Origin of the sequence: Streptococcus sp. GMD1S, from assembly GCF_000296875.1 — a bacterium.
In the GTDB taxonomy this organism is placed as follows: Bacteria; Bacillota; Bacilli; order Lactobacillales; family Streptococcaceae; genus Streptococcus.
The window spans coordinates 30,487-41,762 of sequence record NZ_AJQY01000009.1 but is presented as its reverse complement, the minus strand read 5'-3'; the positions used below and the strand labels follow the sequence as shown (position 1 = coordinate 41,762).

Here is an 11,276-nt window from a genome sequence, read left to right as displayed (position 1 = left end):
TCAGAAACCATCAATGGAGCGGATGCCCACTTCGTCGGTACTTGGGAATTTACCCCGGCACCAAATAAAAATTCTGGAAATAATAGCCAACCAGAAGAAGGAAGTAGTCAAACTAAGGCCTTGTTACCAAACACAGGCTCTGCAGTATCTGGTCTTCTTTCAATCATCGGTCTTGCCTTTGCAAGCCTAGCAGTTTTTGTCCTTCGCAAGAAAGACTAAGTCACTCTTAGTAAATGAGAGATTAACTGCTTAATTTCGTAGTATAAGAAGAGAGAACGAGAAATCGTTCTCTCTTTTTCTTGCATTTTATATCGAGATGTGATATAGTTTATATAACGAGGTGCGATATATCAAACTAAATAGGAGGTGTGATTAAATGGAATTAACAGATAAGATCAGGCGTGTTTACCTTCCCATGACTGAAACAGGTTTTTATATCTTGTTTTGTTTACAGAAGGAGAACCATGGATATGGTATCACACAAAAGGTCAAGGAAATGACAGATTCGCAAGTTTCGATTAGTCCTGGAACTATGTATGGGACCTTGTCAAAGATGGAAAAGGATGGCTTGATTTCCTTTGTCCGAGAAGAGGAAAAACGTAAAATCTATCAGATCACAGACTTGGGACGAAAAGTTTTAGATATTGAATTGAAACGTATTGAACGGCTCTACAGAAATAGTCGGGAGGAAGGATGATGGAAAAGAAAATTGTTTACCGAATTTTTACAATTGCGGATTATGAGAGTGAGGCTCTATACTTTAGAGAAATGCATGCTGAGGGCTGGAAACTTAGGAAAGTAAGCTATTCTATCTTATTGTTTGTAGTCAAGTATACCTTTGAAAAGTGTCAGCCTGAGCAGGTGTCTTATCAGTTGGATTTTTACCCGATGGAAAAATCAGAGAGATCCTCCTATTTACAACTATTTAAAGATTGTGGTTGGGAGCATATTACAGACTTTAATAGTTTTTCCTATTTTAGAAAAGCACATTCTGAAATTGAATCGGATGCAGAGTTTGAAATTTATAACGATGCTACTGGGAAGTTAGCTATGGTTAATCGCATTTTAAGACTGCGATTAGTACCTGTTTTACTTTTGCTAGCCATACATATACCATTCTTACTTAAATTGCTCAATAGAAGTAATGCGTATGGTCTATGGAGTTTTCTTGCGGTCGGGCTAGATGTTTTCTGGTCTTTAATCCTTTTGTTAATAGTTGCCTATATTAGCTGGAAGTTATGGCATAAAAAGAAGGAATTATCAGATTTATGATAGGCTAGGTATGCTCAAAATTGGAGGGGAAGTCATGATCAATAAAAAGCAATTTCGGATTTTTACCATTGTTGATTTGGACAAGGAAGAAGAGTATTTGCGTGAGATGCACTTGAAAGGCTGGAGATATAGAACGAGTCGTTTTGGTTTTTTCTATTTTTGCCAATGCCAACCTGACGATGTCATCTACCGTATCTATGATTCTAGATTTCTTAAAAAGTATAAGCATGAACTGCAAGATTTTAGAAATAGCGGTTGGGAATTGATAGAAACAGGTTTTTGTTCAATTCTTCGTAAACCAACTTCTGATATACTTTCAGAGGAGAAAGTCTATATGAGTAAGGGTCTCAGATGGGAAGTTATGCGGTCTAGACTTCGTTCCTGTATAGCCACTTTTTCAGGTGGTCTTGTTGTTTGCATGAGTTTGTATCGAGAAAACTTGTCTCAGTCTTTCTTTATTATTTTCTTTTTATACACTTGCTTAATTTCTTATCTAATCTATGGTTTTTTCAGACTTAAAAGGAAATACCAGGTAGATGAGTAGCAAGGTTCTAGGTCTTCAGACTGATTTTTAGCACTCTTGGTAAAAGAGTGCTAATTTTTTGAGTTTTTATCTTGACATTCTCTTCTAAGGGTGTATAATAGAATCATGAGTTAGCACTTGGGTACATAGAGTGCTAATCGATCGGACAGAGAGGAGTGATGAGATGGTTACAGAGCGTCAGCAGGATATTTTAAATCTGATCATTGACATCTTTACCAAAACGCACGAACCTGTCGGATCCAAGGCGCTACAAGAGTCTATCAATTCTAGTAGTGCTACCATTCGTAATGACATGGCAGCTCTAGAGAAGCAGGGTTTGCTTGAGAAGGCTCATACCTCAAGCGGTCGGATGCCAAGTGTCGCGGGATTTCAGTACTATGTGAAACACTCGCTTGCTTTTGACAGACTGGCTGAAAATGAGGTATACGAGATTGTCAAAGCCTTTGATCAGGAATTCTTCAAATTGGAGGATATCCTGCAAGAGGCTGCTAATCTACTGACAGACCTGAGCGGCTGTACGGTAGTAGCACTGGATGTTGAGCCGAGCAGGCAACGGTTGACAGCCTTTGATATCGTTGTTTTGGGGCAACATACAGCCTTGGCAGTATTTACCCTAGACGAGTCCCGAACGGTTACCAGTCAATTTCTGATTCCAAGGAACTTCTTGCAGGAAGATTTAAATCGCCTCAAGACCTTGATTCAAGAACGTTTCCTCGGTCACACGGTTCTAGATATTCACTACAAGATTCGGACGGAGATTCCGCAGATTATCCAGCGTTACTTCACAACAACGGACAATGTCATGGATCTCTTTGAACACATTTTTAAAGAAATGTTCAACGAAAACATTGTGGTATCGGGCAAGGTCAATCTCTTGAATTTTGCCAATCTAGCGGCCTATCAGTTCTTTGACCAACCGCAAAAGGTGGCTTTGGAGATTCGTGAGGGTCTGCATGAAGATCAGATGCAAAATGTTCGTGTTGCGGACAGTCAGGAATCCTGTCTAGCTAACCTAGCAGTGATTAGCAGTAAATTCCTCATTCCTTATCGAGGTTTTGGAATTCTAGCGATTATCGGTCCAGTCAACCTGGATTACCAGCAATTGGTCAACCAAGTCAATGTGGTCAATCGTGTTTTGACGATGAAGTTGACAGATTTTTATCGCTACCTCAGCAGCAATCATTACGAAGTAAATTAATTTTGAAATCAATAAAGGAGGCGAAAATGGCCCAAGATAAAAAAAACGAAGAAATGAAAGAAGAGGAAGTTGTGGAAACAACTGAAGAAACAACTCCTGAGAAGTCTGAGTTGGACTTGGCAAATGAACGTGCGGATGAGTTCGAAAACAAATACCTTCGCGCTCATGCAGAAATGCAAAATATCCAACGCCGTGCCAACGAAGAGCGTCAAAACTTGCAACGTTATCGTAGCCAAGACCTGGCAAAAGCAATCTTACCATCGCTCGACAACTTAGAACGTGCACTAGCCGTTGAAGGTTTGACAGACGATGTCAAAAAAGGATTGGAGATGGTGCAAGAGAGCTTAATTCACGCTTTGAAAGAAGAAGGAATCGAAGAAATCGCAGCTGACGGTGAATTTGACCATAACTACCATATGGCCATCCAAACTCTCCCAGCAGACGATGAACACCCAGCAGATACCATCGCCCAAGTCTTCCAAAAAGGCTACAAACTCCATGACCGCATCCTACGCCCAGCCATGGTAGTAGTATATAACTAGGCTAGAGAACTTAAAAACTTGTCCGAAACGACAATAAACTATGAAGAAAGTTAAAAAGCAAGCTGGAGGCTTGCAAGGAAGATGTTGCCCGCCGTGGTGAAAGTTTCAGTAGCGTGTGCTACTGAAACAGGGGATTTTTGAGACAATTGGCTCAAAAATAAGTGATGAAATCCCGTAGGGAGTTGCTCACGTCCCCACCACTTAAGGGGAATATTAAGAAAAGTCAAAAATAGAATATAAAATTTAAGGAGAAAAACACATGTCTAAAATTATTGGTATTGACTTAGGTACAACAAACTCAGCAGTTGCAGTTCTTGAAGGAACTGAAAGCAAAATCATCGCAAACCCAGAAGGTAACCGTACAACTCCATCTGTAGTATCATTCAAAAACGGAGAAATCATCGTTGGTGATGCTGCAAAACGTCAAGCAGTAACAAACCCAGATACTGTTATCTCTATCAAATCTAAGATGGGAACTTCTGAAAAAGTTTCTGCAAATGGAAAAGAATACACTCCACAAGAAATCTCAGCTATGATTCTTCAATACTTGAAAGGTTACGCTGAAGAGTACCTTGGTGAAAAAGTAACCAAAGCAGTTATCACAGTTCCAGCTTACTTCAACGATGCTCAACGTCAAGCAACTAAAGACGCTGGTAAAATCGCTGGTCTTGAAGTAGAACGTATCGTCAACGAACCAACTGCAGCAGCTCTTGCTTACGGTTTGGACAAGACTGACAAAGAAGAAAAAATCTTGGTATTCGACCTTGGTGGTGGTACATTTGACGTATCTATCCTTGAATTGGGTGACGGTGTCTTCGATGTATTGTCAACTGCAGGGGACAACAAACTCGGTGGTGACGACTTTGACCAAAAAATTATCGATCACTTGGTAGCAGAATTCAAGAAAGAAAATGGTATTGACTTGTCTACTGATAAGATGGCAATGCAACGTTTGAAAGATGCGGCTGAAAAAGCTAAGAAAGACCTTTCTGGTGTAACTTCAACACAAATCAGCTTGCCATTTATCACTGCAGGTGAGGCTGGACCTCTTCACTTGGAAATGACTTTGACTCGTGCGAAATTTGACGATTTGACTCGTGACCTTGTAGAACGTACAAAAGTTCCAGTTCGTCAAGCCCTTTCAGATGCAGGTTTGAGCTTGTCAGAAATCGACGAAGTTATCCTTGTTGGTGGTTCAACTCGTATCCCAGCCGTTGTAGAAGCTGTTAAAGCTGAAACTGGTAAAGAACCAAACAAATCAGTAAACCCTGACGAAGTTGTTGCTATGGGTGCTGCTATCCAAGGTGGTGTCATCACTGGTGATGTGAAAGACGTTGTCCTTCTTGATGTAACACCATTGTCACTTGGTATCGAAACAATGGGTGGAGTCTTCACAAAACTTATCGACCGCAACACTACAATCCCAACATCTAAATCACAAGTCTTCTCAACTGCGGCAGACAACCAACCAGCCGTTGATATCCACGTTCTTCAAGGTGAACGCCCAATGGCAGCTGATAACAAGACTCTTGGACGCTTCCAATTGACTGATATCCCAGCTGCACCTCGTGGAATTCCTCAAATCGAAGTAACATTTGATATCGACAAGAACGGTATCGTGTCTGTTAAGGCTAAAGATCTTGGAACTCAAAAAGAACAAACTATTGTCATCCAATCTAACTCAGGTTTGACAGACGAAGAAATCGACCGCATGATGAAAGATGCAGAAGCTAACGCTGAAGCAGATAAGAAACGTAAGGAAGAAGTTGACCTTCGTAACGAAGTAGACCAAGCCATCTTTGCGACTGAAAAAACTATCAAGGAAACTGAAGGAAAAGGCTTCGATGCAGAGCGTGACGCTGCCCAAGCTGCCCTTGATGACCTTAAGAAAGCGCAAGAAGACAACAACTTGGACGAAATGAAAGCAAAACTTGAAGCATTGAACGAAAAAGCTCAAGGGCTTGCTGTTAAACTCTACGAACAAGCCGCAGCAGCACAACAAGCTCAAGCAGGAGCAGAAGGCGCACAAGCAACAGGAAACGCAGGCGATGACGTCGTAGACGGAGAGTTTACAGAGAAGTAAGATGTTGAGGCGTTAAGAAAACGAAAGAAAAATAGGAAGCCATCGCCTTGTGTGATGCACAAAAGATGGCTTATCTTTTTTCCGAAGTTTTTAGCCGAAACTCAGTTAAGCCTAACTCGTTAAGAATGACGAATTACTAAGGTACTTTGTCTAAATGTAATAATGATAGGAAGAAATCCAGAGGTTGCAACCCAGCCTCTGTTTTTCGGTAAAATAGAGGATGTTGCGTATGAAAAAAGTACTTTGTATCATTTATCCTAATTTTTCTCTTCATGAGATAACCGCTTTAACAAGTACTTTAGCTCTGTCTTTTGACATCACGATTGATTATGTCGCTTCAGATTATTCGATAGTTATATCTGAGGATGGCTTGCCTTGTCGGTCTACAAAAACATTGGATCAAGTACGTATAGAAGAATATTCTTGTGTGATTTTGCCAGGAATGGTAAATATAGGTCCTGCTCTACAGGATGAAAAATTAAATTCGTTTTTGAGGGAACTCGGTAAGCAGGATATCTTAATTACAGCCATTTCTTCAGCACCTATTTTGTTGGCAAAAGCAGGTTTATTGAATGATACGAAATTTACAGGTGGGATTTGGCAAAACTTCTTTGACTATTTTGAATTTCTTCCTCGGAAAAATTTCAAAGCAAAAGCTGTCCTGCAAGATAAAAATATCATTACTGCTATTGGTTTTGCACATCAAGAGTTTGCAAGAAAAGTAATTCTTGGTCTAGATTTGACAGAAAATACTGACAACTATTTTAAAGAACAAGACGGGTATACAGAGGAGGATTTGATATTTACTCTATCAGATGAAGAGTTTGATGAAGTGAAGCAGAGTATAGAAAATACCCTCTAAATATTTACTTATAAATTATAGAAAGGAATAAGGGTGTTCGAGTAACTGAACACGGTTTCCGAAATTTCTAACTCAATATAAAAGAAAGGAATTGAACCCGACCTAAATGGTGGTTTAATTCAAAATATCAATAGAAAGGAACAAGTGTGTTCAGGGAATTGAACACGGGCTACGGACTGTGCCAAAAAGATAGTTTTTTCTAGGACGTAAGTGTTTGTCGTCAAAACTCCTATTTTGGCTGTGTCCGTTTGACGCCCTTTGTATCTTGAATTATGAACAATACTGAATTTTATGATCGTCTGGGGGTGTCAAAAAACGCTTCGGCAGACGAGATCAAAAAGGCTTATCGTAAGCTTTCCAAAAAATACCACCCAGATATTAACAAGGAGCCTGGCGCTGAGGAAAAATACAAGGAAGTTCAAGAAGCCTATGAGACTTTAAGTGACGACCAAAAACGTGCAGCCTACGACCAGTATGGTGCTGCAGGTGCCAACGGTGGCTTTGGTGGTGCTGGCGGTTTTGGTGGCTTTGACGGAGCAGGTGGCTTCGGTGGTTTTGAAGATATCTTCTCAAGTTTTTTCGGAGGGGGCGGAGCTTCACGCAATCCAAACGCTCCTCGTCAAGGGGATGACCTCCAGTACCGTGTGAACTTGACCTTTGAAGAAGCTATCTTCGGAACAGAAAAAGAAGTTAAGTACAACCGTGAAGCCAGCTGTCGTACATGTAATGGATCTGGTGCTAAGCCAGGGACAAGTCCAGTCACTTGTGGACGCTGTCATGGTGCTGGTGTTATTAACGTTGATACGCAGACTCCTCTTGGTATGATGCGCCGTCAAGTAACTTGTGATGTCTGTCATGGTCGCGGAAAAGAAATTAAAGATCCATGTACAACTTGTCACGGAACAGGTCATGAAAAACAAGCTCATAGCGTACATGTGAAGATCCCTGCTGGTGTGGAAACAGGCCAACAAATCCGCCTAGCTGGTCAAGGTGAAGCAGGCTTTAACGGTGGACCTTATGGTGACTTGTATGTAGTAGTTTCTGTGGAAGCTAGCGATAAGTTTGAACGTGAAGGAACAACTATTTTCTACAAGTTAAATCTTAATATTGTCCAAGCTACTCTTGGAGATACTGTGGAAATTCCAACCGTGCATGGAGATGTTGAATTGGTTATCCCAGAAGGAACTCAGACTGGCAAGAAATTCCGTCTGCGTGGCAAGGGAGCACCGAGCCTTCGTGGCGGTGCCGTTGGTGACCAATACGTTACTGTCAATGTCGTGACTCCGACAGGTTTGAACGACCGCCAAAAAGCAGCGCTTAAAGAGTTCGCAGCTGCAGGTGACTTGAAAGTCAATCCAAAGAAAAAAGGCTTCTTTGACCATATAAAAGATGCCTTTGAAGGAGAATAAAGTAAAAAGAGCCGGCGGGCTCTTTTTTTGTTATCATTAAAAATTTAGTATCGAGAAATCATTCTCCAGTTAGTGTACTATTTATACTTTTGAGTGAGCAAGCCAGCCACATCCATCTCCTGGATGAGTTGCTTGAATTCCTCTTCCTTTCCAGGCTTAACGGTGACGGTGTCAATGCGCTTAATCGCCGAATTATCCTGAATATCTACTAAGGTCAAAGCTTTTTCATAGAATGCGATTCCCTTTTTAAAACTTTCCTGATTATTCCAAAAGAGAAGTGAGTAATTAGGGTTAAATTTCTTTCCTTTTTCTTGGAAATACTTCTCGCCCTCCTCCCCTAAAAATTGTATTAAACCACGATTGAATAAGTTGTCTCCTACTTTATAGTAGGAAATATCTCTTGTCTGGAGGACATAGACTTTCAGTCGGTTTTTGGTGAGTTTTGGACTTTCCTTTAGGACGGGGTGGCTATTGACAACCTCATCTGAGAAAGTAACATAAAAATTTAATCCTCCACCCTCGTATTGATAGTATCCATCTGATTCTACTTTCTCAGGAGGGAGGTCAAGGGAGATAAAGATTTGTTTTAAGGTTTCATTCCCATTTCGGATGTCACTCGGTGAGGCCTTGAAAAGATTCATCACTAGTAGAAATGCTAGGGCTGCAAGCAAGCAGAGACAGCCGCAAATAATCGCGATGACCTTCGCTAGAACTTTTAAAGACTGTTTCATTTTCATTCCCTCCCTTTTCTGTTCGAATTTAGTAACCCAAAATGGAATTAAGAAAAGTTGGAGGCTTTCTTATTCTTGTTTTTCTTCTTGGAGAACCGCCATTCTGGTCTGGAAATCTTTTTCCAAGACTTTGAACTTGTAGGTCAAGTCTTTTTGGTATTCCTTGATAAGGGTTTTTTGTTGGTCGATGATTTGTAGGCTGTTTTGGATGATATCCAAATCATCCTTGATAGCTTGGACACGGTCAGTTGTATCTAGCACCTCATCCTGAATGGCTTGGCGATTTTTCACGACAAAATAACTTCCAGCTGCAGCTCCTGCAAATAGCAATAGATTGGATAGTTTCATGGCATCTCCTTAAGCGTTTTTAATGGTTTCAGCGACTTGAGCAAGTTTGTCAAAGTCAGGTTCGTGGGCGATAAAGTCAATCTTGAGGTCATCTTCTGCACCGTAGCGAGGTACGAGATGCACGTGAGTATGAAAGACTGTTTGACCAGCAACTTCCTCACAGTTGGCGATGATGTTCATTCCGGCAGCCTTGGTAGCCTTCATGACTTTTTGAGCCACTGTTGGTACTTGGGCAAAGAGTTGGCTAGCGCTGGCAGCGTCCATCTCCAAAAGATTGCGAAAATGCTCTTTGGGTACAATGAGGGTGTGTCCAGGCGTTACTTGAGAGATATCAAGAAAGGCAAGAACCTGCTCATCTTCGTATACTTTTGAAGCAGGAATCTCCCCTGCGATAATCTTACAAAAAATGCAATCTGACATAAAATCCACCTCTACTGTATTGAATTTTGATATAATATAGCTACATTATACCAGATTCGGAGAAAATATGTTAGAAATTAAAAACCTGACAGGAGGCTATGTCCATGTTCCTGTCTTGAAAGATGTGTCCTTTACAGTTGAAAGTGGGCAGTTGGTCGGTTTGATTGGTCTCAACGGTGCTGGGAAATCAACGACAATCAATGAGATTATTGGACTGTTGACACCTTACAGTGGGGAAATTAAGATTAACGGTCTCACCCTGCGAGAAGATGCGACCAGCTATCGCAAACAGATTGGCTACATCCCAGAAACGCCTAGCTTGTATGAGGAATTGACCCTCAGAGAGCATATCGAGACGGTTGCCATGGCCTATGGTATTGAGCAAAAAGTGGCTTTTGATCGTGTGGAACCTTTATTAAAAATGTTTCGTTTGGACCAAAAATTAGACTGGTTTCCTGTGCATTTCTCCAAAGGGATGAAGCAGAAGGTCATGATTATCTGTGCCTTTGTCGTGGATCCTAGCCTCTTTATCGTCGATGAGCCTTTTCTTGGTCTCGATCCCTTGGCGATTGCCGACTTGATTCAGCTTTTGGAAGTAGAAAAGCAAAAAGGCAAGTCTATTCTCATGAGTACCCATGTGCTGGACTCGGCGGAAAGGATGTGTGACGCCTTTGTCATCCTCCACAAGGGAGAGGTGAGGGCTCAGGGGAACCTCCAGCAACTCCGCGAGGCTTTTGATATGCCCGAGGCTAGCTTGAATGATATTTACTTGGCTCTAACCAAAGAGGAGGACCTATGAAAGACTTGTTTTTAAGGAGAAAGCAGGCTTTTCGTAAGGAGTGTGTCGGTTATCTGCGTTATGTTCTCAATGACCACTTTGTCTTATTCCTGCTGGTTCTCATCGGTTTTTTAGCCTACCAGTACAGTCAACTCCTGCAACATTTTCCTGAAAACCACTGGCCTATCCTCTTGTTTTTGGGGATTGTATCTGCCTTGCTTTTGGCTTGGGGAGGAATCGCGACCTACATGGAAGGACCTGACAAGCTCTTTCTCTTAGTCAGTGAAGAGGAAGTTAAGTCTCACCTCAAAGGGCAGACGATGCGCTCACTGGTCTTTTGGCTTTTTGTCCAGACCCTTTTCTTGCTTTTATTTGCGCCCTTATTTTTAGCCATGGGTTATGGCTTGCCAGTCTTTCTCATCTATGTGCTTTTGTTGGGAGCTGGGAAATATCTCCTCTTTCGCCAAAAATCCAGTAAATTTTTTACAGAGACTGGGCTTGACTGGGACTATGTCGTTTCCCAAGAAAGCAAGCGCAAGCAAGTCTTGCTTCGTTTCTTTGCTCTCTTTACTCAGGTCAAGGGCGTTTCAAATAGTGTCAAACGTCGCGCTTATCTGGATTTTATCCTTAAAGCAGTTCAGAAGGTACCTGGGAAAATTTGGCAAAATCTCTATCTTCGTTCTTACTTGCGAAATGGAGACCTCTTTGCCCTCAGTTTGCGCCTCTTGCTCCTATCCTTGTTAGCTGTGATCTTTATCGAGCAAGCTTGGATCGCGACGGCAGTGGTGGTTCTATTTAACTATCTCCTGCTCTTTCAGTTACTGGCCCTCTATCATGCCTTTGACTACCAGTACTTGACTCAGCTCTTTCCACTAGAAAAAGGGGAGAAAGAGAAGGGATTGAAACAGATTGTGCTTGGTGTGGGAAGTGCAGTTCTTTTGCTGGAATTGCTGGTCGGAGCAGTGGTTTTTCAAGAAAAAATAGCCTTGTTGGCTCTTGTAGGGGCTAGTCTCTTCCTACAATTGTTTTATTTGCCTTACCAACTAAAAAGATTGGTTGACGAATAGACCAAAAACTAGTAGAATAGTA

The 11,276-nt window shown here is 41.5% G+C and carries 14 protein-coding genes; 11 read left to right on the top strand and 3 right to left on the bottom strand.

Annotation, left to right across the window (positions count from 1 at the left end; genetic code table 11):
• The 9 genes from GMD1S_RS02600 to dnaJ form a co-directional block, all read left to right on the top strand.
• Positions 1-219: LPXTG cell wall anchor domain-containing protein (locus GMD1S_RS02600; RefSeq protein ID WP_000310155.1), on the top strand; the 219-nt coding region annotated here is incomplete at its 5' end.
• 157 nt (positions 220-376) lie between these two features.
• On the top strand, positions 377-697 hold the full coding sequence (locus GMD1S_RS02595) for a PadR family transcriptional regulator (protein ID WP_000423979.1): 321 nt from the start codon (positions 377-379) through the stop codon (positions 695-697).
• Positions 697-1,272: a DUF2812 domain-containing protein gene (locus GMD1S_RS02590; RefSeq protein WP_000412261.1), complete on the top strand. Its 576-nt coding sequence runs from the start codon at positions 697-699 to the stop codon at positions 1,270-1,272. Before GMD1S_RS02595 ends, GMD1S_RS02590 begins: the two co-directional genes overlap by 1 nt.
• Before the next feature lie 34 nt (positions 1,273-1,306).
• On the top strand, positions 1,307-1,816 hold the full coding sequence (locus GMD1S_RS02585) for a DUF2812 domain-containing protein (RefSeq protein WP_008277505.1): 510 nt from the start codon (positions 1,307-1,309) through the stop codon (positions 1,814-1,816).
• Between the two features lie 163 nt (positions 1,817-1,979).
• Positions 1,980-3,014: a heat-inducible transcriptional repressor HrcA gene (gene hrcA / locus GMD1S_RS02580; RefSeq protein WP_000255746.1), complete on the top strand. Its 1,035-nt coding sequence runs from the start codon at positions 1,980-1,982 to the stop codon at positions 3,012-3,014.
• A gap of 26 nt (positions 3,015-3,040) precedes the next feature.
• Positions 3,041-3,556, top strand: coding sequence for a nucleotide exchange factor GrpE (grpE, locus tag GMD1S_RS02575; protein WP_000046057.1), 516 nt, complete (start codon positions 3,041-3,043; stop codon positions 3,554-3,556).
• Positions 3,557-3,815: 259 nt separating this feature from the next.
• The gene (gene dnaK, locus GMD1S_RS02570) at positions 3,816-5,639 is read left to right on the top strand and encodes a molecular chaperone DnaK (RefSeq protein ID WP_000034683.1); all 1,824 of its coding nucleotides are present in this window, start codon (positions 3,816-3,818) and stop codon (positions 5,637-5,639) included.
• 229 nt (positions 5,640-5,868) lie between these two features.
• Positions 5,869-6,501: a DJ-1/PfpI family protein gene (locus tag GMD1S_RS02565; RefSeq protein WP_000756337.1), complete on the top strand. Its 633-nt coding sequence runs from the start codon at positions 5,869-5,871 to the stop codon at positions 6,499-6,501.
• A 272-nt stretch (positions 6,502-6,773) separates the two neighbouring features.
• On the top strand, positions 6,774-7,910 hold the full coding sequence (dnaJ, locus tag GMD1S_RS02560; RefSeq protein ID WP_001066315.1) for a molecular chaperone DnaJ: 1,137 nt from the start codon (positions 6,774-6,776) through the stop codon (positions 7,908-7,910).
• Positions 7,911-7,987: 77 nt separating this feature from the next.
• On the opposite strand, the gene GMD1S_RS02555 is transcribed toward dnaJ, so the two are convergent.
• The 3 genes from GMD1S_RS02555 to GMD1S_RS02545 all read right to left on the bottom strand — a co-directional run bounded on the left by GMD1S_RS02555 (position 7,988) and on the right by GMD1S_RS02545 (position 9,409).
• On the bottom strand, positions 7,988-8,647 hold the full coding sequence (locus tag GMD1S_RS02555; RefSeq protein WP_000782733.1) for a hypothetical protein: 660 nt from the start codon (positions 8,645-8,647) through the stop codon (positions 7,988-7,990).
• Positions 8,648-8,710: 63 nt separating this feature from the next.
• Positions 8,711-8,989, bottom strand: coding sequence for a hypothetical protein (locus tag GMD1S_RS02550; RefSeq protein ID WP_000777746.1), 279 nt, complete (start codon positions 8,987-8,989; stop codon positions 8,711-8,713).
• Positions 8,990-8,998: 9 nt separating this feature from the next.
• Positions 8,999-9,409, bottom strand: a complete 411-nt coding sequence (locus tag GMD1S_RS02545; RefSeq protein WP_001278305.1) for an HIT family protein — start codon at positions 9,407-9,409, stop codon at positions 8,999-9,001.
• A 67-nt stretch (positions 9,410-9,476) separates the two neighbouring features.
• Here GMD1S_RS02545 and GMD1S_RS02540 point away from each other — a divergent pair, with 67 nt between their 5' ends.
• Both GMD1S_RS02540 and GMD1S_RS02535 read left to right on the top strand, forming a co-directional pair.
• A complete protein-coding gene (locus GMD1S_RS02540) occupies positions 9,477-10,208 on the top strand; it encodes an ABC transporter ATP-binding protein (RefSeq protein WP_000889939.1) in 732 nt (243 codons plus the stop codon).
• Positions 10,205-11,254: an ABC transporter permease gene (locus GMD1S_RS02535; protein ID WP_000653805.1), complete on the top strand. Its 1,050-nt coding sequence runs from the start codon at positions 10,205-10,207 to the stop codon at positions 11,252-11,254. Before GMD1S_RS02540 ends, GMD1S_RS02535 begins: the two co-directional genes overlap by 4 nt.
• Positions 11,255-11,276 lie beyond the last annotated feature (22 nt).